This is a genomic window from Paenibacillus sp. R14(2021) (genome assembly GCF_019431355.1).
GTDB lineage: Bacteria > Bacillota > Bacilli > Paenibacillales > Paenibacillaceae > Paenibacillus_Z.
Map to the genome: position 1 here is coordinate 1,543,506 of NZ_CP080269.1, position 25,187 is coordinate 1,568,692.

22 protein-coding genes, 2 pseudogenes and 1 riboswitch are annotated in these 25,187 nt (G+C 44.7%); of the genes and pseudogenes, 2 read left to right on the plus strand and 22 right to left on the minus strand.

The features are described from left to right. Positions 1 to 145: 145 nt before the first annotated feature. The 9 genes from KXU80_RS07400 to KXU80_RS07440 all read right to left on the minus strand — a co-directional run bounded on the left by KXU80_RS07400 (position 146) and on the right by KXU80_RS07440 (position 9,103). On the minus strand, positions 146 to 442 hold the full coding sequence (locus tag KXU80_RS07400) for a hypothetical protein (RefSeq protein ID WP_219837591.1): 297 nt from the start codon (positions 440 to 442) through the stop codon (positions 146 to 148). Between the two features lie 107 nt (positions 443 to 549). Further along, positions 550 to 1,092, minus strand: a complete 543-nt coding sequence (locus KXU80_RS07405) for a DUF6199 family natural product biosynthesis protein (RefSeq protein WP_219837592.1) — start codon at positions 1,090 to 1,092, stop codon at positions 550 to 552. A gap of 151 nt (positions 1,093 to 1,243) precedes the next feature. Continuing rightward, entirely contained in the window at positions 1,244 to 1,675 is a 432-nt protein-coding gene (locus KXU80_RS07410; RefSeq protein WP_219837593.1) for an NUDIX hydrolase, read from the minus strand. Between the two features lie 182 nt (positions 1,676 to 1,857). Continuing rightward, positions 1,858 to 2,361 carry a GNAT family N-acetyltransferase gene (locus tag KXU80_RS07415; RefSeq protein ID WP_258171425.1) on the minus strand — a complete coding sequence of 168 codons (504 nt, stop codon included), beginning with the start codon at positions 2,359 to 2,361 and terminating at the stop codon, positions 1,858 to 1,860. Positions 2,362 to 2,628: 267 nt separating this feature from the next. After that, positions 2,629 to 3,540, minus strand: a complete 912-nt coding sequence (locus KXU80_RS07420; protein ID WP_219837595.1) for a phosphotransferase family protein — start codon at positions 3,538 to 3,540, stop codon at positions 2,629 to 2,631. A gap of 87 nt (positions 3,541 to 3,627) precedes the next feature. Then, positions 3,628 to 4,056, minus strand: coding sequence for a P-loop NTPase family protein (locus tag KXU80_RS07425; RefSeq protein ID WP_219837596.1), 429 nt, complete (start codon positions 4,054 to 4,056; stop codon positions 3,628 to 3,630). A 600-nt stretch (positions 4,057 to 4,656) separates the two neighbouring features. Then, entirely contained in the window at positions 4,657 to 6,018 is a 1,362-nt protein-coding gene (locus KXU80_RS07430; protein WP_219837597.1) for a WG repeat-containing protein, read from the minus strand. A gap of 1,031 nt (positions 6,019 to 7,049) precedes the next feature. Continuing rightward, a complete protein-coding gene (locus KXU80_RS07435) occupies positions 7,050 to 8,003 on the minus strand; it encodes a glycoside hydrolase family 43 protein (protein WP_219837598.1) in 954 nt (317 codons plus the stop codon). A gap of 218 nt (positions 8,004 to 8,221) precedes the next feature. Next, on the minus strand, positions 8,222 to 9,103 hold the full coding sequence (locus KXU80_RS07440) for a phosphotransferase (RefSeq protein ID WP_219837599.1): 882 nt from the start codon (positions 9,101 to 9,103) through the stop codon (positions 8,222 to 8,224). A gap of 361 nt (positions 9,104 to 9,464) precedes the next feature. On the opposite strand from KXU80_RS07440, the pseudogene KXU80_RS07445 reads away from it, so the two are divergent. Then, positions 9,465 to 10,730, plus strand: a pseudogene (locus KXU80_RS07445) (IS110 family transposase). A 375-nt stretch (positions 10,731 to 11,105) separates the two neighbouring features. Here KXU80_RS07445 and KXU80_RS07450 read toward each other — a convergent pair. The 4 genes from KXU80_RS07450 to KXU80_RS07465 all read right to left on the minus strand — a co-directional run bounded on the left by KXU80_RS07450 (position 11,106) and on the right by KXU80_RS07465 (position 14,455). Further along, positions 11,106 to 11,885: an alpha/beta hydrolase family protein gene (locus tag KXU80_RS07450; RefSeq protein WP_219837600.1), complete on the minus strand. Its 780-nt coding sequence runs from the start codon at positions 11,883 to 11,885 to the stop codon at positions 11,106 to 11,108. Between the two features lie 200 nt (positions 11,886 to 12,085). Further along, positions 12,086 to 12,811 (minus strand): Stf0 family sulfotransferase, encoded by a 726-nt coding sequence (locus KXU80_RS07455; protein ID WP_219837601.1) that lies wholly within the window; start codon positions 12,809 to 12,811, stop codon positions 12,086 to 12,088. 12 nt (positions 12,812 to 12,823) lie between these two features. After that, positions 12,824 to 13,459 (minus strand): adenylyl-sulfate kinase, encoded by a 636-nt coding sequence (cysC, locus tag KXU80_RS07460; protein WP_219837602.1) that lies wholly within the window; start codon positions 13,457 to 13,459, stop codon positions 12,824 to 12,826. Between the two features lie 411 nt (positions 13,460 to 13,870). Then, the gene (locus tag KXU80_RS07465; RefSeq protein WP_219837603.1) at positions 13,871 to 14,455 is read right to left on the minus strand and encodes a phosphotransferase; all 585 of its coding nucleotides are present in this window, start codon (positions 14,453 to 14,455) and stop codon (positions 13,871 to 13,873) included. 302 nt (positions 14,456 to 14,757) lie between these two features. Between KXU80_RS07465 and KXU80_RS07470 the strand changes: the two genes are divergently transcribed. Continuing rightward, positions 14,758 to 14,883, plus strand: a complete 126-nt coding sequence (locus KXU80_RS07470) for an aspartyl-phosphate phosphatase Spo0E family protein (RefSeq protein WP_258171426.1) — start codon at positions 14,758 to 14,760, stop codon at positions 14,881 to 14,883. An 806-nt stretch (positions 14,884 to 15,689) separates the two neighbouring features. On the opposite strand, the gene KXU80_RS07475 is transcribed toward KXU80_RS07470, so the two are convergent. The 9 genes and pseudogenes from KXU80_RS07475 to KXU80_RS07515 form a co-directional block, all read right to left on the minus strand. After that, positions 15,690 to 16,697: an ABC transporter substrate-binding protein gene (locus KXU80_RS07475; RefSeq protein WP_219837605.1), complete on the minus strand. Its 1,008-nt coding sequence runs from the start codon at positions 16,695 to 16,697 to the stop codon at positions 15,690 to 15,692. Positions 16,698 to 16,824: 127 nt separating this feature from the next. Continuing rightward, a complete protein-coding gene (gene tenA / locus KXU80_RS07480) occupies positions 16,825 to 17,496 on the minus strand; it encodes a thiaminase II (protein WP_258171310.1) in 672 nt (223 codons plus the stop codon). Between the two features lie 15 nt (positions 17,497 to 17,511). Further along, entirely contained in the window at positions 17,512 to 18,816 is a 1,305-nt protein-coding gene (locus KXU80_RS07485; RefSeq protein ID WP_219837607.1) for an acetylornithine deacetylase, read from the minus strand. Between the two features lie 67 nt (positions 18,817 to 18,883). Continuing rightward, positions 18,884 to 18,995: riboswitch (TPP riboswitch) on the minus strand. Positions 18,996 to 19,490: 495 nt separating this feature from the next. Then, positions 19,491 to 19,691, minus strand: coding sequence for a cold-shock protein (locus tag KXU80_RS07490; RefSeq protein ID WP_219837608.1), 201 nt, complete (start codon positions 19,689 to 19,691; stop codon positions 19,491 to 19,493). 158 nt (positions 19,692 to 19,849) lie between these two features. Next, positions 19,850 to 20,263 carry an Imm63 family immunity protein gene (locus tag KXU80_RS07495; protein ID WP_219837609.1) on the minus strand — a complete coding sequence of 138 codons (414 nt, stop codon included), beginning with the start codon at positions 20,261 to 20,263 and terminating at the stop codon, positions 19,850 to 19,852. Between the two features lie 495 nt (positions 20,264 to 20,758). Next, a pseudogene (locus KXU80_RS07500) lies at positions 20,759 to 22,044 on the minus strand (IS110 family transposase). Between the two features lie 161 nt (positions 22,045 to 22,205). Then, the gene (locus KXU80_RS07505) at positions 22,206 to 22,871 is read right to left on the minus strand and encodes an HD domain-containing protein (RefSeq protein ID WP_219837610.1); all 666 of its coding nucleotides are present in this window, start codon (positions 22,869 to 22,871) and stop codon (positions 22,206 to 22,208) included. A 92-nt stretch (positions 22,872 to 22,963) separates the two neighbouring features. Continuing rightward, positions 22,964 to 23,455 (minus strand): NUDIX hydrolase, encoded by a 492-nt coding sequence (locus tag KXU80_RS07510; RefSeq protein WP_219837611.1) that lies wholly within the window; start codon positions 23,453 to 23,455, stop codon positions 22,964 to 22,966. Positions 23,456 to 23,616: 161 nt separating this feature from the next. Next, the gene (locus KXU80_RS07515; RefSeq protein ID WP_219837612.1) at positions 23,617 to 24,528 is read right to left on the minus strand and encodes a P1 family peptidase; all 912 of its coding nucleotides are present in this window, start codon (positions 24,526 to 24,528) and stop codon (positions 23,617 to 23,619) included. Between the last annotated feature and the right edge of the window lie 659 nt (positions 24,529 to 25,187).

Genomic DNA, 25,187 nt, shown 5'->3' on the forward strand with positions numbered 1-25,187 from the left:
TTAAGGGCTATGACCCGTTGCGTACTCCCATCGTACCGAGGCGCTTTTCTTTTTGCAAAGCTCTTAATTAACGCTCTACAGGAATGCTATCGTTCTCCGTTAGTTTAATCATAAATAGGCTCAATAAAAAACGTAACGAAATGCATTAAAGGATTTTGACTGTCGCAATCTCTTTCCCAGCCCAAAGTCTAAAGGTATATCCACTTACAAGGAGATGCCAAGGGGCTTCATCAACAAGAAAACCTACGTCTGCAAATGTATCCCAGGTACCTTCAACAAAGCTTGTAATTCTCACAGGCACCGTCCAAGAATCCCCAATAAAATGTTTTCCCTTCAGCTCTCCATAGTTCACAATAATGTCCGTTATCCACGTATTTAATAGAAATCGTGCAGGGTCTTTTTCCCATGTAATAGTGGCTTTTACCGATCGGCTGGACTCCATATCTGTTTCGCCCTCCCTGCCTTTGGAGCTAACGTTCTCCGTTAGTTCCGGAATGAGACACCGCTCCGACCACGTCCACAAGCACAGGCTGCGATCCGCTCAAGCCCTTAACCAGTACGGTTCATCCACGTACGGAACAAGATTTCCAACTCGTCGCTTTGAAACAGGTACGCCTTGTCACCCGACCTCGGGAGCAACTCGATGCCGCCCGAAGTACCGATGAGCAGGTCGTCCGTCGTCCCGTCTTTGTAGACGATCGTCGCCTCGCCCGCACCGCTATAACTCATACCTAGCGTGAAGCCATCCATCGGCGCATGCGCCATCAGGTCGACGGCCTGGGCACGCTCTTCCTCGGATAAGGAGGGCGTATTGGCCGGGATGTCGATTTTGATCTCCTGCACCTCGCCGGCGAGCAGCCGCTTCTGAAACGCAGACGCGTAGCCGGAGCCCCCACCGCCTCCGATTGAACAGCTCGAAATCATAATGACGAGACCAACAATGGCTGCGATCACACCGACCGCACGGTTCGTGAAGAGCGCCGCTTCCGTCGGTTCGGCATCCTTTATGCGCCAGCCGACCGAAAGGTACCATGCCGGATACGGAAACAACGCATTGAAAAGCCCAAGTAGCATGAGTAGAAAACCGCCCAACGCGAACGCCTCCTTTCCATTCTGCAAGGTTATACGCGGCTATTTGAGATTTCGTTGCGAAGCTGAAAAGGATCCGCCGAAGCTGTAGGAGATCCTCTTAATTCAACTATCGTTTCCCGATAGTTGAATAGACTAAATGATGGCTCCCAGACTATTCAAACCACTGTCTTGGTCCGATGATGTGGAATAATTGATTACTGTCAGTATTCAAAGCTTCCTGAATACGTGCAATAGTGAAGTCACTAATCGGTCTAGGCAAATCATCTATGTTGTAATATTTACATTCTGTTACCTCCGCAGCATCAGGCTGTGGTTGTTGATTATCGACAACCTTACATATGAATGCAAAATGATGCATATCGTGAGTGGGTTCATAATACACGCCAGTTAAGCGACCGACGGTAACTTCAAGACCAGTTTCTTCAAACACTTCTCGCTTTGCAGTGTCCTCTGCGGACTCGTTAAGTTCTGATAACCCCCCTGGTAGTTCCCAATTGTATTTTCCGTAGTTATGTTTTACTAGAAGAATTCGCCCTTCTGAATCCATAATCACAGCAGCTGCTCCGACTGGTTTTTTTGACATTTTCGTATCCCCTTTGAGTTTTAGAAATAAGTTCCATATTTTAGACGATGATTACCTATTTTTGTTGCGGCCTATTAAACTAATCTGCCCGTTAGCGCAACGACGGCAGCCGATCGTTATAAGGCCGGCTGCCGTTGTGCCATGATTGAGCTATCTTAGCTGAGTTATAACGTGACCTCTAATTAAATGTCCCGAATTTCTCGTTTATAAATAAATTCATTAATCTCTATCGCTTGCACACAACCCATTTTGCGATAAAAATTTTGAGTTTCCACTGATGGGTGCGCCCCTATATACAGTTTTTCTGCACCTAATAATTTTGCAATTTCTTTTGCCTTTAGAAAAAGATACTCACCTGCCTTTCGTCCTCGGACGGAACGGGTTACGTGAAGAAAAGATAACTCCCGATAAATAGACTCACTTCCAAATGGCACAGCTTCAATAACAGCGAAACCAACCAAATGTGCCCCTTGTTTAGCAATTACAACAGCACCGCCATGCTTAATCGTATCTATAAAATGCTCGACAATCTGCCGTTTCTTTTGTAAGGTCCAATTATCTTCAAATGAATCCTCGGTCTCAATCCATGTACCCCTATCATTGAAAATCACCTTTGTTGTGATTTGAAAACGTTCAAATGAATCAAGCATCTCAGTGAATACATCTTCCATTTGCAAAATTTCCATTGTAAACACGGATCCACACTCCTATTATGCAAGTTGTAAAAGTGCCTACGCCTATTTTAATATTATTTATTTCCTATTTTAACTTCCCGTTAGCGCAATGACGGCAGCCGATCGATCTGAAGCCGGCTGCCGTCGTGTTATTATTGAGCTATCGTTCTCCGATAGCTTAATGATATTAGCCTCAATTATTCTTGTCTTAGCGTGACGGACTATTTTGCTTTCTCGGATAATTATTCCCTTTGACAATTCCCAATCGGACATCGCCAGTTAGATGTAAGTCAATAATTGATCGGCATTTCGTCTCATATCTTCTGTGCGTTCCCTAAAAGCACTGTAAGCGATATGGTCAAGCCCTATGTGAATGAGATAACACAGTAGGCGTTCCTTCATCTGTGCGGGCGGTCCCCCGCGCTTTTCCCAGTGGTGGTCAAGTATTTCCTGCAAGTCAATCCCCTGCCATTGAGGAAACCAAGGCCACCAATAAAGAAACCAAGCATGGTCGTAGAGAGGGTCACCATAGAACGCATTTCCCCAATCGAACACCCCGGTTAGTTTCCCATTATCCACCAACACGTTTCGGTTCAAGAGATCGTTATGAACGATACCCCGGCACTCCGGAAGCTGCGGTGCGAGTTTACCAAGCTTTACTACACCGGCATCGAAGATACTTGCCTCCCGTGGCGAAGTCTTTAACCGTTCGCGCCAACCAGCAAGCCTATCTCTGGGCTCAGCCACCAATAATAGCTCTGCTCCCCAGCTCGGACCTGTTCCTTCCGGACGCCAAAGTCCAACTTCCTGTGTGTTAGTGAGATCTAGCTTTTGAAGCTCGTAGAGCGCATCAAACAATTGTGGAAGGACAATCCGCAGTTCCGATTCGTCCAGCTCATCGAGATGCTTTTCTCCCTGAACTCGTTCAGAGACGGCGAAGAATCCGTTCTCCGTCTCACCAACCTCTATAACCTTTGGAATCGGCATCGTGGCCATGGAATACGCCCCCATTACACGATCCTTTTCGAAATCATTCAGATATGCACCGAAACGAATAACCATTTCACACCCATCGAGCATGAAGGAATAGGCTCTCGACCAATCACCAGATGCTAAGGGCGCAAGATTTTGAGCACGGCCACCGAAGTGATCCTTCACAAAACGGTTTGCTGTTTGCTTGAAATCTTCCATAGTGATTCCTCCTTGTATGGATTTATACACTTTTCAATAAATTTAACTTTTAACGGAAAGTGTCGAGGTTAATTTGCTTATCTACCCTTAATTGAGAAAAGGCAACCGGTTCATTGCGCATACCATTTTACAAAAGACATCTTCCCAGTCCAGATGTGCATTTTCAATCGCATGGGTTGGGAAAGGAAGCGAATCAAGCAACCTTAACTCGATCCGTTTACGGTTTTCCATAAACTTAATATTATGTTCCGTTGCGAAGTTTGGTTTAGAACGGATGGATGAAATCCAAACCTGCTGCTCCCGTACACTAGGTTGGGTTAAATAAATCAAGACGGGATTCATAGCGGAAATTTGCTTAGCGATTTCATCAATATGGTGCTCAATTTGGCTATCAGAAGCTTCATAGTGCCCTAACAAATCATGAATTTGATGTTGAAAAAACACAGCTTCAAGTACAAAAACGTTATCTGTAGTGCTGGCAAGTTCAGCAAAACGAGCCCAATGCCTCTGAATCAAATATGTAAACTCCGACAGCGTGGCTCTGGGTGAATCCGTCCAGCATAACTCACGGGACTTCAGCTCGGCATAGAGTGCATTCAGCTCGCTGAACTTCTTGACCCCACGATAAGGCAGTAAACAATTGCTACCATCCTTTATAGTCCGCGAACGGATCTCGTTAGCTGTGATCGGATAGCGCTCCGAAAATTGCTTATATTCTTCTTCTCGGAAGAAAGCATGCCAGTTTAAGCTCGCTGGATGTCCTTCGGCGCCTTCATCATAAAAACAAGACGACCTGCCTTGTTGTACCTAGTACTGATGCAATCGCTCCGCTAACGTAGATTTACCCGTGCCGCACAACCCTTCGACCAAAATCAATTTACAATCCTTCCGCATGCGATTTTCCCCCTAACCACCAAGTAACTTTTATATTCATATATTTGACATCAACATACGCAATCTGCCCGTTACTTCAATGGACAACGGCAGCCGTCGTGAGGCCGGCTGCCGTTGTGTCTCCATTCAACTATAGTCTCCCGTTAGTTCAACGAAGTGCCGTCAGTTGGGTCTGTTTGCGCCTTTATTATTTAATTTCCCAGCCTATTGTCGGGAATGAGATCAAGTTCTTGTCAATTTCGGTAATGGGATCAAGTTCTTGTCATTTGGTTTTGACAAGAACTTGATCCCATAAATACAAAAAGTCGCGTTTTTCGCGGCCTTTAATGAGATTATGTTCTTGTCACCTGACAATAATTCATACCCCTGGGTCGTTTTTTTCAAAGGTGGCTTAGTGATATATCCCCAAAGCAAAGTAGACTTGTCCCTTGCTGGTTCAAGGCCGCTGTTAAACGTAGCCCCCATGGGATCCACCTTGAAGCCTGCAAACTGTAGGGGGATAACCACTCGGCCTGTTTTATCGATAAAACCGGCTAAGCCATTTTTATAAACACTGGCAATGCCCCCAGAGAAATCGTGAACATGATCGTAAATAAATGGAACTACGATTTTGCCGGTTTTGTCGATGAACCCCATCTTCCCGTTTTTTTGAACGGCGGCGGCTAATCCCTCTTGAAAGATGGGATTCCCGTTAGTCGTTCCCATGTCATAGTTGAACTCCTCGTATTGCGGCGGAATAACCTTCTTCCCGGATTGATCGATAAATCCCCATTTATGATTGACTCTGATCGGAGCCATTCCTTCATGAAACTCCACCATAAGATCATATTTCTCCGACAACGTGTTTAATTGCCCTGATTTATTGTAGATCGCCCATTGCTTCGTTCCAGGGGTTCCGACGACTGCAAACCCATTATCGAAGTTCGTTACCGTATGAGACCCGAAAGCCGTGGTTTTACCTTTTGCATCGATCAGATAGTATTGTTCTTGCATGTCTTTGACTGTTGCGAATCCCTCGGTAAAATCGAACGGGGCGAATTTATATTGCAGCGGAATAACGACTTTGCCCTTCTTATCGATATAGCCCCAACCGTATTCCCTATTCTCTGCGACGCGAGCAAGCCCTTCGATGAACGGAAATGCGACTTGATAGTGCTTGTTTGCAATCGTATTTCCTTTCTTGTCGATCAAGTTCCACCCGAGCCCGTCGTTTACCCAGGCAACGCCATTTTGGAAGTCTTGCGCATCCCGGTATTTAAAAGGAATCATCGTTTTTCCTTTCGCGTTGATGAACCCCACCAGTCCATTCCATCGCACTTCCGCTAATCCGTCATGGAATTGTCCGACTTCTTCAAACTTTGGAGAGATGACCATTTGGCCGGATGTGTCGATGTATCCCCACCTATAATCATCGTTTAAACGGACAGCGGCTAAGCCTTCGCTGAATTTTTCGGCAAACGTGTACTTCGGCGAAATTTTGTAAACCGAAGCCGAATGCGCAACTACGTTTGGAGTAATTGCCGCAAGTACCATCGTACAAACCACTAGAAATTTCACGCGAGTTACTTGATATCGTCTTTTCAAACAAAACGCTCCCTGTCTTTGGATTTTGTATCTGCGACTACATAAACCGACATTAATATGAATAATTTACCATAAATTCTGCTCAGTTTAAGTAGAAAGGCGTAAAAAAGAGTAACGGAATTTTCAACCTCAGTTCCCCTTTGACGCTATAATGCAAAACAACAGCCAGTTAAAGCACTGGCTGCTGTCTCGTTTGTATTGTATTTCCCATTTCAGTTCGGGGTTTATTGACTTTCTAGCGGGCAGTGGTACATTGCTCCAGCATCTCTCCTATAATAATGTTCCAAAAGCTCTAACGCATTCAACAGTCCTTGCATATATCCCACGTTTGTTTACTTCGTTTGAACTCGCGAAAATGATTTAACTATCCAGCCCATATGCGCAACGAAGGGCCACCAAATTGGCGGCCCTCATAGAGGGGTGAGTGTTCATCGTTAATTTCTGACCGGCTGCCTTTATTACACGATTCCCTGCCTCTCGTCTTTTTGTCTTTCGAAAAGGACAAGAAGTTATATCCATAAAAAAGCAAACCCGCGCATTGAGCGGGTCTTAATGGATATATGATCTTGTCCTCCGACAAAGATTCAGCTGTTTCATTATGCGCTTCCCTGACAATCGTCGGGAATGAGATCAAGTTCTTGTCAATTTCGGTAATGGGATCTAGTTCTTGTCATTTGGTTTTGACAAGAACTTGATCCCATTAATACAGAAAGCCGCGATATTCGCGGCCTTTAATGAGATAATGTTCTTGTCACCCGACATATATATATTGTTACATGTCGGACGACAAGAACTTCTATACAAAAACGACAAGAACTTCTATACATTAATGATATTTATTCTTCTGAGGCCCTTTCCGTAAACAAATCAGCGTGCCATATTAATAATATTGGTACGCTGATTTGTTTTTGTTTTATATTTTTAATTGAGCAACATACTGGTCTACGTATTTTTTAAATTGTTTGTTTTCGCTGGTTGGACTGCCCGTTTGCCCGACACCTCGTCGTGCGCGGATACCGCCCGGTCATGATTCAGAATCCCGAAGGCGCTTTCTGCTCCTTCAGCGTCGGACCGTGAACGACGATGGAGCCGTCTTCCCGGAACGCCATTCGGTCCATGCAGACTTGTCGGTCTCCACCGCCTACTACAGGGTCGGAATGCGTGTGATACACAATGAATAGCTCCGTGCGATCGGGAGAGTCCGTTACGCTGTGATGCCCTGGCCCGGATATTTCTTCACAATCGGAGAATAGAATCGGATTATGTTCGTACTTCCGGTACGGCCCCAGCGGATATTCGCTGACCGCGTACCCAACCGAATAATCCCGGTGGGCGAAGCAGTTCGCCGAATACATTAAGTAATACAGACCATTATTCCGAACGACGAATGGCCCTTCATTCCAAAGCCAATCTGGTCCGGACTTGAATTCCCATTCCTGGTCAGGCTGCAACAGAAGCTTTCCTTCCTGTTTCGGAGTCAACATATCGTCATCCAGTTCGAATCCGTAGATATGACTCTCATGCCGCCCATTCACGATATTCTCGGAGCAGTCTCTTGAATAGTACAGGTAATAAGTGCCGTTATCACCCAGCATGACATGCGCGTCGATTGCGGCATAGCCGAAGTCAAACAGAGGTCGGTCGAATACGTCAACGAAAGGACCGGTCGGGCTCTCCGCAATGGCAACTCCAATTCGCAAGCTGTCCTTCTCACTCCACCGCGCCGTGTAATACATATAGAACTTGCCTTCGCGCTCCACGACCTCGGGAGCCCAGAACTGCTTGTAGCCCCAAGCCTTGTCATTGCGCTCCTTCTCGTATACGAACCCTTCGTCCGTCCATTCGATCAGGTCTTCGGATGACCAGACCTTGTAACCGTTCTGCGCCGATGTAGGGTAACAATAGTATTTGCCGTCCGTCGTTCTCAATATAAAGGGATCTCCGATATTTCGAATGTTCAAGGGATTCTTATAAACAGCTGACAATGAATCCGCCTCCAATCTGACCGGCAAGGTATATTTCCTTGAAACCAAAGCTCAACTGCAGGCCTCGGAAAATTCTCTGGCAAAAGGTTTAGCTCATATGAAAAACCCAAATTAAAGCCTGCAATCTCTAACAAATCACTTGTTAAATGACTACCCGTACCTGTTTCGTCTTTCTTCCAACAATCTGGCCCGGTATTGACCGCCTCGTTCATATCAGCTTAATAATCATTCTGGTTTACCGCTTTCTCTAAAGCTGCCCACAAACCTCTCCAGTAGGACCATGTCTGAAGGTATCCCCCTAGATCATGCGGATGATAGTAAATACAGCAGGCAATGCGTCTGTAAAGGCCTAGCATCACCTCCCTGTGCAGACCTCCGGAATCAGCCGGATGCCAGTTCTTAAGCATCGCTGCAGCCGGCTGGATCGTCTCCAAGATCATGTCGTCAGGAGTAGAACAGAATGCATAGACCAGATCATAGATCAACTCATCCTGAGCCGGAATCGGATCAATGACACCCATAAGACGCCCCTCGTTAAACAAAAAGTTGTGCAAGCCGAAATCCCCGTGCAGCAGATAGGTATCCCGTCCCTCTTTAATCTCCACCGCCTGCCTGCTCAGTTCGATCACAAATTGGAAGTCCTCTTCTCCGAGATGTTGTCCAATGACGTCGCGTGCCCATTCAAAACCACTGATTGAACAGGATAGCCTCGAAGAGGGCTTTGGAACGGAATCCCCAGGTAACCGCACATAGTGATTCAAAACATCCTCCACCAACGTACACATCCAGTCCTTTTTCTTTACCCGCCGCTCATCGGTCATACCTGGAATATAGCGGTAGATCATAAACCGGTCACTAGGATCAACATAATGCAGTGTGGGAAACAGCGCAACGGCTTCATAGGTCTTTAGAAAAGAAGCCTCCGCCTTAATGACGTCAGGCTTGTTCATTTTCACCACGAAGCGCGGTACCGAATCGGAATATCCGACGGACACAAGCGTGCTTACGGTTCCTCCTGTTAGCGGAGTGTAGTCAAACGGAACCGGAATCAGCTCTCTGAACCGGATCTCCTCTAATACCTCTTCTATTGTAAGGTTCATGCAAACCATCCTTTCTTCTCATCTTACACAGAGGGCTATTAGCACGAAGAAGCTTTTTATTTTATCTCCCCCCCAATCAACTATCTCATTAAGTAAAACGTGCTTTTATTAAACCGCCCGTTAGTTGAGCGACCATGACCAAGTTTTTTAACAACTTTATTCTCAATTTAAACAACTTTATTATAAATACAACAACTTTATTACTAGACAACAGCAGCTTGTGTTATGGTGCTAACGTTCCTCGTTAGAATTCCTGTAAAACGAATAATTTGGCGTTTGAACAAAAACGAGCGCCTCGGTACGATGGGATTATGCAACGGGTCAAAAGCCCTTTAAATCCACATCAGGAGGTCGCTCTACTATGAAGTTTAAGGCACAAGACAAGCAAAATCAACTCATTGAAAACATTACCGTTCATCATCTGGTCGTAGGCGTAGATATCGCCCAGGAAGCTCACGTCGCACGCGCTGTCAGCTTTCGAGGAATAGCTTTAGGCCATCCACTGGAGTTTGGCAGCCATCTTGAAGGGTTCAAACAGTTAGGCCGCTGGATTCAGGATATACTCAAAACCTACAAACTTAATAAAGTTATTGTCGGGATGGAACCTACTGGCCATTACTGGTTTAGCCTAGCACGCTGGCTTATCGATCAAGGTATTGAAGCCGTTCTGGTTAATCCACATCTCGTTAAGATGAACAAAGAAAACCGAGATAATACACCATCTAAAAGCGATCATAAAGACGCTTTAGTCATTGCAGATATGATTAAAAACGGGTATTACTCCCCCGTTCGTTTTCAGCCGGAAGCATACGAGGAACTGCGTATTCTTATGGCAAACCGAGAAACCGTTACTAAGCGCCTCAACGCTGCAGTTAACCAGATTCATCGCTGGGTAGACATTGTCTTTCCTGAACTTCGTCAAGTATTTAAAATCCTTACTTGCGCCAGTGCAATTGCAACGCTCAGACTCTTTCCCTTACCGAGTGAAGCCCGTCGGTTAACGAGGGAGCAAGTCATTTCCGGGTGGAAGCAATTTATGAAGCGTCATGCTGGGGTTAAACGAGCGGATCTGCTTATTGCACTCGCTAAATGCAGCGTCGGTACTACTCAGGCACTCCGTGCTTACAAGCTTCATCTGCAGCACTTGCTCGAAGAATACGACCTGGCGCAGCGTCAGCTTGAACAGATTAAGGATGAACTCCAGCTCATTCTCAAGCGTATTCCGTATGTGCAAAAACTGCTTGAAATACAAGGTGTCAGTGCAACAAGTCTTGCTGGTATTCTCGGCTAAGCCGGTGATCTAAGCGGTTATGCGCACGGAAATGCCCTGTTGCGACATGCTGGATTAAATATAGCCGAAGCAAGCTCAGGGAAATGGAAAGGAAAGATGGTCTTAAGCAAACGGGGTCGTCCACGACTAAGGCATTTCCTCTACCTTATGACGATGTGTATGGTAATGACGAATCCAGAGGTTCAAGCTTTACATCATTACAACGTAAAGAAAAAGAAAATTAAGAAAATGAAATCCATCATGAAATTATGTGGTAAAGTGGCGCGTATGCTTGTCGGTCTTGCAAAAAGCAACGAAGCCTATGATTCAACCAGAGTTTTCCCACAGGCAGCATAAGAAATTGATTGTACCTCACCGGCTCAAGCATTCGCAGGATAACAAGAAGCACGGAGTATCGGGATACGTTACGCAAAAGGGCTATGACCCGTTCCGTTAGAAAGACCGACCTCCACCCCTTAGTTAAGATGTGACGAAGGAATGAAAGGGCTATGACCCGTTGAGACATGGGAGCGATAATCGCTAGGGCGAAGTGGAGACGTGCGCATAATGGAACAATATGGGTAATTTCTATGTACCCTTATTTCCTCATGCCCATTTACCCATCTCCTAGCCACCGGCTCTCCCCCTCATCCTTTTCTTCAATTTAACTATAGGATGAAATCCTGCGAATTCATGAGTCTGAGTGAGGAAATTGAATCATTTCGAGGGAGCTTAATATCCAGTTGACCCAATAATCCCAAGTCTTAGCACGTAATTGTTTTTCCCATGCCCAACGCCATCAACAACTAAAAGCTGCGCCTTAACATCATTGCTTTCAGCAATTAGTGAGTTATAGAAACGCTCAGTATGATAAGAACGTATAGTGTCATCTTCTTTCCCGTGTATTAAAAGCATTTTACGGTTAACCAGTTTCGAGATATGTGATGGTGGATTCAGAAGAGAACTGCCAACTAAGAACTCATTCCATTCATTTTCGTCTATATGACGAAACACATTTTCCTGACACCGCTTTAAATAGGACAACAATGTAGTTAAGTCACTTTCAGGTTCGGTCAATTCTGCATTCTGTTGTGCTGGTTCAAGCAAAGGGCAAAATAAAACAGCAGAATCAGCTAAGTCTGAAACAGCAAGAGCACAGGCTGCTACTGCACCGCCATAACTATTCCCTACTAATACAAGACGATTAACTGACCATTCAACTATTTCTTCAGTCGACAAATCTATAGTACTTCCTTTTGAAAGAAGTTCTAAGCCTTGTATCGCACCTTCAATCGAAGAAGAAGGACCGAACTTTCCGTAGCTTTGCCAGCTTCCAGGATACCTCGCCTGTAATACTGTAAAACCCGCGTTTGAAAGTGGACTAGACATATCTTCTGCTGTAGGTGTATTCGGCAAACCAGGACACCAAACGATTCCTACACCATTGGCTCTGTCGCGTTCTGGTAAAAACAAGTCTCCAAGAATGTTTCCATTCCTTACAAAAGCTTGCATGTGAGATACACCTCTTCATTATTTAATTTTCTAATTAAGAATGTTTTCATCCCTTTCCTATTCAAGAATGTCTATAAAAGTATTCAACCAAATATTGTAAGTATCCTGCCCGTTAGTTGAGAATACGGCAGCCATAAGCTGGCTGCCGTTTCTTCGTATTTACTCAGCTATCGTTCTTCGTTAAATGCTGCTGGTTTAGATCACCAAGCTATGTTCTCCCAGTCAGCTTGCCGCTCCGTCCGAAAACGTTGCACCCAGCTTTCAGCGATATCATCGGCGATTTGGTCGAGAAATGGAGGGGCTACCTGAACAAATTCCGTCGGTATGTTCAGAAAGTTCAATATTTTTATAACAGTATCTTCGTAATTCTGGATAAAGTCTTCATATATGATCGTCATGGGTACAATACTCTCCTCAGCGAAGAACGCTTCCATGGCAGCTTCACGCAACGTGCACTCCATAAGTAAATGATTGATCGCATCAAAGGAATACTCGTCGCCTATTTCCTTCTGATGTGGTGTCGTACCATGTACCCGATGCCATTCTCCGGTTACCATGGCTCTCCACCATGACACTGCGAGTCTCACTTTATTGCGACGGGTCATAAAAATGTGTTTACACGCCGGGAAGGCTTTTTCCCAAATCTGTGGTCTGGACAATCCTTCAGCCAGATCTAACTCTCTTTGGAACGCAAGGAACCATTCATCCAGTTTAAAGGGCGAGAACTTGAGCCCGAATACGCCATTTGGAGTCGTGCCATTTTGCCATATTTGCCGAATATCCTGGATGCCGAATGTACCAGGATCTTGCTCCGTCAACCACTCTCTTGGAATTCCCGCTACCCCCGTCGATTCGAGTGCTTTATACAACAAGGAACTTCCGGTCCGTTGCGAAAACCAGATTGTGTAACTGCCTATAGGTTTCATAGAACATTCTCCTTATCGATTTAGTTTTATTTTTAATCGTAAATAGTCGGCGAGGGTCTCAACACAATGTTGTAAATGAAATCTCTCCGTATCCAGCACAAGGTCAGGCTGAACTGGCGGTTCGTATGGTGCAGATATGCCCGTGAAGTTCGGAAGCTCGCCTGCTTCGGCGAGGCGGTACATCCCCTTCGGATCTCTCCGTTTACATTCCATTAATGAACACTTAACAAATAATTCTGTGTAATCTTCTGGCTGAAAAAACTTCCTGACGATCATCCTACCGAACTCGGATGGTGTTATTAATGGAGCCAAGACGAGAAACCCTGCTTCCACGAACATAAATGCAACTTCAGCAGCTCGTCGAAGGTTTTCTATCCGATCCGCTTCGGAAAATCCAAGATCTCGGTTCAGTCCCTTTCTCATACAATCTCCATCTATGACTACACATCGAATACCGCATTGAAGCATTTCTTTTTCCACTTCATTAGCCAACGTTGTTTTGCCTGAACCAGGCAAGCCGGTAAACCAAACAACTCTACCCTTGTGACCGTTCATTCTTTCTATGACTTCTCTAGGTATGATAAATTCCTCCTTTATTGAGGGATACAAATGAAAATAAAATAGTGAAATGGAAATAGAAAAAGCCATGGATGAACAATCGTTCACCCACGGCTTCCATTCCGTAGGAATGCATAAACAAGACAATGCCTTGCTTGTGCATTCAATACGGAAGCAGTGATGATGATTTGATTCATGACGGAGTACATGAACGACGACACAGCGAAGCTGTCCCTACCTAGATAAGTAGAGTGCCTCGGTCACGCTCATGTGCTATTAGGTTAGATTAACCTTTAACTTCCGTCAGAAACACCATCATCATCACTGCACATATCCCACCATTCAACTATTTGTTACCAGTATAAACCACATATTGGATTAGTCAATAATTATTTCGATGCTAATGTTGAAAATTAAGACCCTCGTTTTTTGGATACTCAGCCTGCTTAGTCAACTATCCTGCCCGTTAGCGGAATAGACTTCTCTTTCGTAATAACCCTTCTAGCAGCACTTCATTTTGCTCCAACCACTTATCCCGCTCAATAAGTTGATTCGCAATGTAGATAAAAGCGGCTGAATTGTCTTTTCCCGCACGTATTGTCCTACATATATATGTAGGGCAATATGGTACAACTGAGTCAATGTCCGCAGTTGGCGTATTTCTTCAGAAGAGAATGTCGGAAAAAGGGTAAACCCTTCAATAAAAGCAGCTGCCATTTCAAGTGAGCCGCTAGACAACTGGAGCACGTGATTAAGGCTAATCACGAATTCCAAAAATGAGATATCTACCGCAAGTAAATCAAAATCCAAGACCCCCGTAATGCTACGATCTACGGACAACAAGTTGAAGACCAACAGATCATGGTGGACTAGTTGTCGGGGCAAGGATAATAAAGATTCACGATTTGTCTCAATAGAATTCAGTGCCTCTTTATAATAGTGTTTTTGTTCTTCAGTGACTGGAAAAGGTGGCCGATCCCAAAAAGCAGCTAAATTTTCAGCGCTAACAAGAGGGTGTACTTGATACAGGTTTGTAAATGGTATTCCATCATACTTAATGTCCTTCTGACTTTCATATTCGCTCAACTTTGCACATATTTCTCCGACGACTTGCACAGTTATTTAATAGTATTGGCAATTGCACATGTTTAAGGAACATAAAACGCCCTGAGACAGTCTCAGGGCGTTTTTTGCCTTTTAACTACGAAACCTAGTTACCAGCGCATTATAAAACTCATCACAAACTAATAACATCCTAATATTTCCCTAATGTCCTTTTGATACTCTTATGTCACTTGAACAACAGTCATAAACCTTTTGCTATAAGAACGGAGAGTGACGTAATGGAATCTTTCTTGGAAGAGAAAATTCAATCTTTACGATTTGAAATGGTTGATAGTGCAGTTACCTATGGAAGCCTCACTCATGAACGAGTCGTAATTGTTAGTCAAAAGTTGGATAGGTATATCCTCGCATTTCAGAAGTTGAAACGAAGAAAACAAAGAGCGATGTAATCAACATGCTCTCCATGTTCCAGCTCTACACCCTTTAGCCTATACTGCCTCAATCCTCGCTATCGTTCTTTTCGTTAATGATTGCAGCGTATGCCTTCGAACCAAAGCTAGTTATATACATTTGTCGCTCCTTAGTTCCCTCAGTAATTTCAATGAAACTCAAAGCTCTCAATCTTGAAATTAAATTTGTATATCTTAAAGAGGAAAGTACGCCCTCTGCTTTCCCATTATCTTTTCTTGACCATATAAATTAAAGCCAAATATTTCATATGATACTTCTTGCAACTTTTTGTTAGGTATGAATGTAGATTACTTCGCAAAATGAAATCCCTTCATTATTCCTTCAACCCGTTCATCCTTTGCAGAACCTGCGTATTCGTAAAATAATATAACATTCGCTACTTGGTATTCGCTGTGCCTATACAATTCAGTTGCTGCTGTACTCTCTTCGAAATTCTTTAGCCCTTTTTCAGCTTCTTGGCGGGAGGAATAGACTAATTAGCTGATTTACATTTATTGCATAAAATTCAGGTTTAACATTATTCAAAGTCCTAATAAATACATTCTCTGCACTTAATTCTTGTGGTTCTGATAACTGAATATCTTTCGACTCGAAAGAAGCTTTAATCTGCTTTGACGTAATTTTTAAATCATCTCTCTTGCATCCTGTCATAATGAAGCAAATTAACAAAACAACAAACATTACAATTCTCACGCATATCCCAACCTGTTCTTACGGACTATCCTGCCCGTTAGTTGAACAGCCTGCCGGATCACGCCGGCAGGCTGTTTAATTATACCATCTCTTATAGATTGCGGAATGCGTCCGATGGATTGACGTCCTTGCTCAATTGCCTCTTTTCCTTCAGCCAATCGATAATCGAGCGCCAAGACTGTTCAGTTTGGATACCGAAAGGCTCCTTTCCCGCGTCCATCATCGGGAGCAGAATCGCCAAGCTCTTTTTTTCGATATCGGCGTCGAGCGGAAACTCATCACTTTGCCCATCTAGCAGCAGTTGCAGCGCTTCATCCGGATGGCTCGCGGTATACGCTTGTCCTTTGGCGGCTGCCTCCATGAACTTCTTGATCGCGGCACCGTTGTTCTTCAGTCCGTCTTCGCTAGCCGTCAGAACAAGCTCGTAGTAATCCGGAACGCCATACTCGGAAGGATCGAAGGCAATGAGCTTCTCACCTTCCTTCTCGAGAAGCAGTTTCTCATGGTTCACATAGCCCCCGATGATCGCATCCACCTTCTTGGTACTCATCGCCGGAATCAGGTCCCAGCCGACATCCACTTGTGTAACCTTCGAAGGATCTCCGCCGTCCGATTTCACCATCGTATTGACGATCGCCTCGTCGAGTGGAATAGACGGGTATCCGATTTTCTTCCCGACCAAATCCTTCGGACTATGAATGTCTGGCGATCCCAGCACCAGCAGTTGATTAAGCGGATGGCGAACGATGGCGCCGATCGATACAATCGGAATGTCTTCGGCACGCGATATCGCGACCTGCATTTGATAACTGAGCGCCAGATCGGCTTTACCGGCCGCAACAAGCTTCAGTGCGTCGTTCGTATCCGCTGGCGTCTGCAACTTGATTTTCAAGCCCGCATCCTTGAAATATCCCTGCTCCTCGGCGGCATACAAGAAGGTATGCACCGCATTTGGATACCAGTCAAGCAGCACGGTCAACTCGGTTTCATCACCCTCCGCCTGCTTGCCTGATTCGGAGCCGCAGCCGACGGCTGCGAAGATGGCCAAGGCTAGAACCGTAGCCAGCCATGCGCCTTTTTTCGATCGTTGAACATTCATTGTAACGCTCCTTTAATGAACTGTAGTATAGCTTCCATGACAACACGCCCATGGCCGAATGTAACAGCACGCCAGTCTATCCCGAACATCGATAACACTTCTGGCTATTTTTTTACATGAGCTATATTCACACCGGCCAAGCCTCCAGCCGATAGGCCATATCCCAGAACATGTATTCCAGCTTGGAAGCGACCATGAAGCGTTCCTCCAGCTGCGCAAGCTCTCGTTCAGGCAGCCCTTCCGCGAGTCGATCCATTAGAGCAATGCACCAATCGGTAAGCGCGCCGAACTCCTCGGAGCTATACATCAAGATCCATTCTCGGTACAGCGGATGGTCCAATGCGCCAGGAATCTTCATGTAAGCAACCCCGATCTCCCGATAGCTCCACATGCACGGAAGCAGGACGGCCACCACGTCGGACAGCGCTCCCTGCGCAGCGGTATCTAGCAAATACTTGGTATACGCGACGGTGGTCGGTGAAGGGAACGTTTGCTCCAGTTCATCGCGCGCGATGCCGAAGCGGGCCGCATATTGCCGGTGAAGCTCCATTTCAACGTTCAGCGTGGAATGAAGCAGCTCGGCGAATTTGGATATTGTTTCCAAGTCTCTGGCCTTCAGGCTGCCCATGGCGAATACCTTGGCATAATCGATCAGATAGACATAGTCCTGCTTGAGATAATAGATGAAGCGTACGGTATCCAGCGTCCCGTCACGTAATTCCGTCAAGAATGGATGATCATGGCTCTTCGCCCATATTTCCTTCACGGAACGATACAACCTTTCGCTAAATCGACTCAATGATTTCCCCTCCATTCATAGATGGCTCAATTCTTCTGTAAATTCTGGCTTCATCCGGTTGCACCAGTCGGCGATGAAGGCGATCATGATCTTTGTATAATCGATCAGCTCTCTCATATCCACGTTTTCATCTACGGCATGCGCATGCGCGAGCTCGCCCGGACCATAGATCAGCGTCGGAATGCCTGCCCGCCCGATCCAGCCTGCATCCGTAACGGACGGGCTCATGCCGACGCTCGGCGCTGTGCCCCGCACTTGCCGGTGAATGTCGGCCAAGCTCTTGAGCCCTTCGCCATCTGGAACCAGCTCCAGGGACGGAAAGATTTCTCCTCGCTCCTCGATCATTGACCGGCCTCCCCAGAGGAAAGTAGGCGGATGATTTCTCAGCCATGGATCGCCTTGGGCGACACCGAGCAGATGCTCCTCGATCTCAGCGGCAACCGTTTCATAATCCTCGTTCGGATAAAAGTGCACCGTAATCCAGAGGGCGCATCGATCCGCGATGAACGCCGCATGACGGCCTCCCTCGATAACGGCGGGATTGATCGTGTTCGAACCTGCAGGGAAGCCCGGATAGGATTTGGTCACGGCCCAGTGTCTCTCCAACTCCTGAAGGCCGGCTATCAGCTTGGCCATCTTCTCGATCGCGCTGGCGCCTTGAACACCGCCGCCCGCGTGAATCATTCGTGATCGCATCCCGTCATGGTAGGTCATCGGACTTTGCACAGTTACCCAACCAGTGATGACACCACCCTGTCCTTGAATGGCCAGTCCGCTCGTATCCGCCACCACGGCAAGATCCGCGTTATACCCCCGCTCCATGCAAGCCCGGGTGCCCGCTTCACCGGCCTCTTCGCCGATGACCGAATGCAATAGTAGATCCCCCTTAAGTTGGATTCCCGACTCTTCCAGCAGTTTCACCGCGAACAGCAGAGCAGCCAGCCCGCCTTTCATATCCGCTGTGCCTCTGCCGTACGCCCGGCCGTTCTTCAACGTCAATGCGAACGGATCGTTCTGCCAATCCTGCGCGTCCCCGACTTCGGCGACATCCATATGGCCGTTCAGCAGCAAGCTTCGATACTTGCCTCCCTGAGTGCCGCGTTTCACCGCGGTTACGTTCGGGTCGCCGGGATATACCTCCCACAGCTCTGTCTCGAAGCCGCTCGCTTGGAGCTGCCGCTCCAGAAACTGCTGCGCTTCTAACGTATTTCGCGCTGGCGGGCTTACCGTCGGAAAAGCAACGAGTTTAGCCACGAGAGCAATTAACTCATCCTGTCTTTCCTCCACCTGGTGCTGCATGCGTGCAATCAAAGTATCCATCGTATGTGCTCCTTCGCTTAGGCAGCGGGCATGAACAATAGAAAAAACCATTCGAGAATAAACGAATGGTTTGAATTCGATACGTTCTCTACGCCAGCATTACCTGGTTCAGATTAACGGTCAGGGAAACAACATTCCCTATCTCAGCCGGATTCCATCCAGCACCCGTAGTCTATTAAATTAGTTTTACTATAGCTCATGATATTTGGAATGACAAGGAGAATTCGTGTTGCGAGTCAGAATAGGCTCATCCTGGTCTAGTGCAAATTATGTCCAAGTCATTCGGAACGCCATGGATCCTGGCTTCCACTTACTCTTTGTGGTCACCGTTAGGATAACCGGCCTCCGCCCACCGGATAGGCGTAACGAAGGAATGAAAGCGCATCAATCCCTCGAGAAATGAAAGCTTACGGGGGTACGTGGAGCAGCGTGCAACAGAGCAGTAAAAAAGGAGCGAAAACTCACCCTTTCTGTTCGCGCATACCCTTCGGTTACTTGACAGTCATCCCCTCTTCTATCCGGAAAGCCATTTTATCCACTGAAGAGATCCTGCGAATAAGCGGGCATTCGTGAGAAAACGGAATCGTACCGAGGAGGTTCACTAACTTTTTGGGTAATTAATAATAAAAAGCCTGTTCCTTGACATTTCGTCAAGTCCAGGCTTGATTTATGTATTACAGTTTTACAACATTCTCGGCTTGAGGTCCTCGTTGGCCCTTAACAACATTGAATTCAACACGTTGCCCTTCGTCCAAAGATTTATACCCTTCGCCTGGAATCGCAGAAAAATGAACGAATACATCGTCGCCGGTCTCCCTTTGAATGAAGCCAAACCCTTTTTCCGCATTAAACCATTTGACTGTACCTGTTTCCATTAATCTCAACCTCCAAAGTTTAAACATTATGCCCTAACAAAGCGGACTATTCACAAGTATATGCCAAAGAAAACGAAAAAGCTGTTGAAATTTGTCTAAAATAATTGGCGGCCATTTATAAAGTAATGGCGGTATCCTGTATCCTGCCCGTTCGTAATTCAAACTTCATCCCTATAAGGATGATTTATCAATATTCTCTGCTTTTCCATTTCTAATTCTTTAGCAAAATCAGGTTTAACATCTCTCATTAGTTCAATTTGCCTTTTGAATAACAGTCTGCGGAAGTCTTGATTGGGGATACGATTACGTAGTTCATATTCACATGCCATAGAAAATGTAACTGAGTTAAAAATCCAATAAATCAATTGATCTTTATTAGAGGTAGTTTTCCGTTCAATTTCATTTCCTCTCTCAACCACAACATAGTGGAACCCTCGATTACCGACCTCAATATGAGGTCTTGCACCATCCTCAGTACCTCCGAATGTCGGCAAAAGACTACTGGGGGCTTGTATCTTCTTAGCCAATTCGTTTACTTCGTTCTTTATTAGTTCAAGCGTTAGGTGTTGCAAGAAATTTTCAACCTCCTCCCGTAAAAATATCGGTAACCAAATATTACAGTAAAATGGCTTTCATAAATACATATTATTGCGTTAATCTCCCTCTATGGAGAATCGCTTTTCTCTTAAATGCTCTCGTTTTCTTAGATTTTGACCAAGTGTTCATCTTCGCAGATAACAGATCATTGGAATGAAGTTGTAGATGAAGAAATTTATGGGGCTGGTTAAGGCGCAAAAAAGCCTCTACCTAGACCACTCACCGAAAAAAGTGGTTGCTTCGGTAAAATATGGTTGCACCTTTGGATCTCCACATAAGCTCATGGCGGTCAACCCTCCCACATCTCGCAGAGTCTACGCTCCCACATTCCTTCATTCAACCTGTCCATGAGGTGGAGGTCAGATATGCTGCCCGACAGGATCTTCGTCCGTATGTTAGTGCCGTTCCGACTCATCCGTGCTTCTTGTTATCTGCTTCTTTCATTACTAAGTCAAAAGAAAAACGTTCAATTAAGCTGCTTGCGGTAATTCTACGAATCGAGGGATATCCTGCATCATTTTCTCTTCACTGAACTCATGTCCCTTCTTCAATATACCGAACAGGATCCGTATGAGTTTGTTACACAACGCGATGAGAGATTGCATCTTTTTGAGCGGATTTATCGACCGTTTGGTGTAGTACTCGTGCAAGGCACGGAAGGCGGCGTTTTTAGCGACCAACGGCATCATTACTCTAAAGAGTAAGGCGCGAAGGCGTTTTCGGCCTCTCTTTGTAATCTTGGTCTGTCCTGTATGTGTACCAGATGAGTTCGTTTTCAAATTCAATCCAGCTAGCTTCGTAATCTGTTTGGGATGACGGTACTGGCTAATGTCACCTACCTCCGCAAGGAATCCTGCGATGGTGTCTCTTCCAATCCCTTTAATGGCCAGCAATTGCTGCACATGAGGAATCTGTATGAGTAATTCATTCAATCTTGCTCCCAACTCTTCGAGCTTGTTATGAAGCCATTCGTACTGGGTAAGCAAGAGCTTAGCTCCATTTTCGCTAACTCCGAGCCCGTTCTTATGCCTACTGAACGACACGCTGCTTCCTTCAAATTCTTGATCCGACCTAGGCCAAGTCCTCGCTTTGCCACCTCTCTCAGGTGCTGCAGCAAGGTTTTATCCGGTACGTTCACAAGCTCATATGGCAGTAAATAGAGGCTCAGCATTTGGATGGCAGACTTGCATTCCCAATCCTTAAATACCGTTAGAAACTCTGGAAAGTACCGATCTAGCCAGTTATGGACACGCGCTTGGACCACACAAAGGTCAGTCGTTAGGTGATCGCGAATCTTCATCGCTTCCCTCAATTCTGCATAAATGCCCTGCGGAAGGCTTGGAACGGCGTATCTCCCGTCTTTGACCAGCTGTGCAATGACTTTCGCATCCTTAATGTCATTTTTAGTTGGAGAGTTGTCGTCTAACTCTTTGCTCTTTTTCACGTGCAGCGGATTCACAACGCCGTACTTAACTTGCTTTTCTCTAAGGAAATGAGCAAGGTTCAGCCAGTAGTGACCGGTTGGTTCCATGCCTACCATGACGTCTTGGAAACCTTGTTCTGTAAAGATCTTCTTGAACCAGCTCACAAACAACTCGAATCCTGCCTGGGTATTTTCAAACGTAATTGGCTTCCCGAACTCGACTCCGCGGTTGTCTTGTGCGCGAGCCACATGTTTGAACTTTGCGATGTCTACACCGACAATTAAGGTAGAAGATGTGATTTGATTAATTCGTTCATTTTGATTAATATTCATGTTGTATTCTCCTTGGTTTGTTTTTGGGATCCGTTCAGCCGGCCAGCGTCGTGGACCCATTAACATCATACCAAGGAGTCTTTTTATTTCTCAAACCTCATATTTCTTCATAATAGGAATGCTGCCCGTTAGTTGAATGAAGGAGTGCTTATATCGCAGTTCTAAGTTTGATTATTTTTTGTACTTACTGTTCCTATTAACGCCATATCGGTATATATAGATTCCTCAATATTAGGAAGCAACCTGTAAATTGATTTGTGAATCATATTTTCAATTTCTTGCTTAATAGTGAAATAGTTTTTCCATGAAATTGGTGAATTAGAAGTGATTCCATTTCTAATGGCAGCCGATACAATTCGCTTTTCTATTGTTGAAAATCCCTTATCGTCTGCTAATGCATCACATAATCTAATTAGTTTGTCATAGATATTCCATTCAATTTGATTTAGTATCTCACTTAATTGTATTTGTACGTGCAAGGGGATTTCATTCCAACCGTTAATTGCCTCTAAGATCGTTGATGGAATTTCATGCGTAACGCAAACATTAGCTGTTCCCTCGAAGCCCTTATTAATCATAAATAAATAACCATCCAGTGAATGAATGACTGATGAGGTAAAACCTACATACCGACCGATATCATGTAATAGTCCACTTGTATAAGCTATATTTGGGTCAATTTCGTATCCAGCCTTTAGTAAATCTATTGCTATATATTCCGCCGCTTTTGCCACGTTTATTGAGTGTTGAACCCAAGTTCCCGGATTTAATATTGCTGCTTCATTTAATAATTGCTCTGCATATAATCTATCTTCAACATACCTCATTTAATCAACTCCTTAATAAAAAACAGGGAGCGGCTGCCGCAGCAAATGCCCCTATTCATTGAACTATTAGTTCCTCGTTAACGTGAAACAATCTACTTCGATATATATGTTTGGTGTTTTATTATGAACTCGGAGTGCGTTACATACTCCATGTAATTTACTGTTCCGTTAAACTCCAGAAAAGCCTGATAGCGAGTGCGAATAGCTGGATGTGTAATGAAATCAAGAACTCTATCTTTCGCCACCCAGCGGCTATCGGTTGTTTCTTCAGTAACAGCTAACAACTCCCCACCAATGGGTTTGCATACGAAATCAAACATAACTTGCGTGGGAACATCAGTCACGCCATCATACCACTTAAAAATCCCTGTATTCGAATAGACACCAATTAAGTAGCTAACCATTGTGTCAATTCCGCTTTCCTCTTTGATTTCACGAACCAAAGCATCCATGAGATTTTCTCCAACTTCCACTTGTCCACCAGGGTAAACCCAACCACCATCACGAGTTTTGACTAATAGGATATTTCCTTGCCCGTCTTCCACAAACCCACCTGCGGCTACGATGTGCGTTGGAAATGGCATATATTACAACCTCCTTATGCGGTAACGTTTGTATATTTATTCCATAACCTATTCGCACTCTCCTGCTCGTTAGCTTAACGAAAATGGAGCAGGCTGCCATCGGCAAACTGCTCCCAGATGAGTTCAACTAACGTTCCCCGTTAGCGTAGTTATCCAATCAATTAATAGCAATTTAATACAGCATCCCAAACAACTTCAGATGCATATAAACCTAAATGTACTGGATCAAGTCTTGAATTCTCAACCTCGTTTGTGGAAACAAAAAACAGAACGTCTCCATCAAATATAGAATGAAAAGGATAAATCGCTCTCGCCATTGAGGTATGAATCTGTTTAGATAAATGTCGCAAGTACACAGAAGGTAACACTTGATTAGTAACAACCAGTGTAAGTGTTGTGTTTTGTTCTTCATTTAATTGAATGCTCTGTTCCAAATCATTCAACATTTTTTGTATTGGTTCTCTATTTCCTAATTCATCTTTATATCCTCTTAAAACATGTCCATCTCGTCCGAGAATTGCACCCATAGCATTCACAACTGTAAACGCAGCGATTTTCGTTTGACCAATTTCCTTAAAAGCTCCACCTTGTCCTGAATATTCCCAGTGTCGAAATCCTTTACCTACAATTGCAGATCTTCCAGCACCTTGTCTCCCAATAGGGAAAATGTTGCTCTTGGCGGACTCAAATGCTTTTTGACCCAATAACTTATCTGGATATACAGCATTATCTCTGTCTACATAATCATAAATAGTCGCTCCAACTACTTTAGGCATCCAACTAGTTGAATATTCTTTAAGTTGCAATAAAGCTGATGTTACCCCAGACGTAGCTTCCAGCCCATGAACGGATCCACCTGTAAAACAAACTGCATCAAGCTTTCGTTCCCCAGCAAACAAGTTATGATTGTCCGTTGTAAATGTTGAAGGTGATCCCCCTCTGACATCTATTGCAGCAGTTGCTTCATTGGGAAAATGAAATACAGTACAACCAGTCGGTCCTTCTTCATACTCTGCAATACCAATCCTAATTGATGGGAAGTCAAAAGTGATACTTTTTCCCGTCATTTGCATAGTAGGTTCTAACTTTGTATTATCATTAGACTTTTTAATGACAGCACCTCATTCCCTCGCGAAGTAAGTATAATTTAAATTTCGCCAATTCATTAAACTATCCTCCCGTTTAATGAAAAACAGCAGCCGATCGTGTGGCCGACTGGCGTTGCGTCTCCATTCAACTATAGTACCCGTTAGCTTAATGTACCCTGAAGAAGGGACCATTTCTTCGTAATTGGATTGAACCATTCTTCCCGTTTACTTAATAAAGAAAAGCAGATTTGGCTGATTATTTTTCTCGTCTTAGTCCTTGAAGGTTTAAGTTTATCGAATAAACAAATCTTACGAAGATTGGAACGACCAATAGAGAAATACTGGTGGAACGGACTAGGGCTACATCAAAAAAGCAATATACGACTGCGGCTACTAATGCGAGTGTACAAAACACCACAGAAAACCAGTAGACAAAACGAAAATATTTCGATCTAAATGTACCATCGTTTTCACACGGTCTCCCATATAAAAATGTTATTAATTTCAATGTAGTACCTCCAAGAAATCCTAAAATTATGCGAGAAATCAATGAGAAATCCTGCCTATTAATATTCGTTTCAATCTTATTCATTTCCTTTTGAAATTTAACGTTAAACTGCCCAGTTAGCGCAACGACGACAGCC

What these genes read in the sequence shown, in the direction of transcription:
- KXU80_RS07515 (WP_219837612.1), bottom strand. Translation starts at nt 24,528, where the DNA reads ATGCAAATGACGGGAAAAAGTATCACTTTTGACTTCCCATCAATTAGG.
- KXU80_RS07440 (WP_219837599.1), bottom strand. Translation starts at nt 9,103, where the DNA reads ATGAACCTTACAATAGAAGAGGTATTAGAGGAGATCCGGTTCAGAGAG.
- KXU80_RS07450 (WP_219837600.1), bottom strand. Translation starts at nt 11,885, where the DNA reads ATGCAAGCTTTTGTAAGGAATGGAAACATTCTTGGAGACTTGTTTTTA.
- KXU80_RS07410 (WP_219837593.1), bottom strand. Translation starts at nt 1,675, where the DNA reads ATGTCAAAAAAACCAGTCGGAGCAGCTGCTGTGATTATGGATTCAGAA.
- KXU80_RS07490 (WP_219837608.1), bottom strand. Translation starts at nt 19,691, where the DNA reads ATGGAAACAGGTACAGTCAAATGGTTTAATGCGGAAAAAGGGTTTGGC.
- KXU80_RS07470 (WP_258171426.1), top strand. Translation starts at nt 14,758, where the DNA reads ATGGTTGATAGTGCAGTTACCTATGGAAGCCTCACTCATGAACGAGTC.
- KXU80_RS07505 (WP_219837610.1), bottom strand. Translation starts at nt 22,871, where the DNA reads ATGAGGTATGTTGAAGATAGATTATATGCAGAGCAATTATTAAATGAA.
- KXU80_RS07455 (WP_219837601.1), bottom strand. Translation starts at nt 12,811, where the DNA reads ATGAAACCTATAGGCAGTTACACAATCTGGTTTTCGCAACGGACCGGA.
- KXU80_RS07420 (WP_219837595.1), bottom strand. Translation starts at nt 3,540, where the DNA reads ATGGAAGATTTCAAGCAAACAGCAAACCGTTTTGTGAAGGATCACTTC.
- KXU80_RS07400 (WP_219837591.1), bottom strand. Translation starts at nt 442, where the DNA reads ATGGAGTCCAGCCGATCGGTAAAAGCCACTATTACATGGGAAAAAGAC.
- KXU80_RS07510 (WP_219837611.1), bottom strand. Translation starts at nt 23,455, where the DNA reads ATGCCATTTCCAACGCACATCGTAGCCGCAGGTGGGTTTGTGGAAGAC.
- KXU80_RS07485 (WP_219837607.1), bottom strand. Translation starts at nt 18,816, where the DNA reads ATGGATACTTTGATTGCACGCATGCAGCACCAGGTGGAGGAAAGACAG.
- KXU80_RS07475 (WP_219837605.1), bottom strand. Translation starts at nt 16,697, where the DNA reads ATGAATGTTCAACGATCGAAAAAAGGCGCATGGCTGGCTACGGTTCTA.
- KXU80_RS07415 (WP_258171425.1), bottom strand. Translation starts at nt 2,361, where the DNA reads ATGGAAATTTTGCAAATGGAAGATGTATTCACTGAGATGCTTGATTCA.
- cysC (WP_219837602.1), bottom strand. Translation starts at nt 13,459, where the DNA reads ATGGCTTTTTCTATTTCCATTTCACTATTTTATTTTCATTTGTATCCC.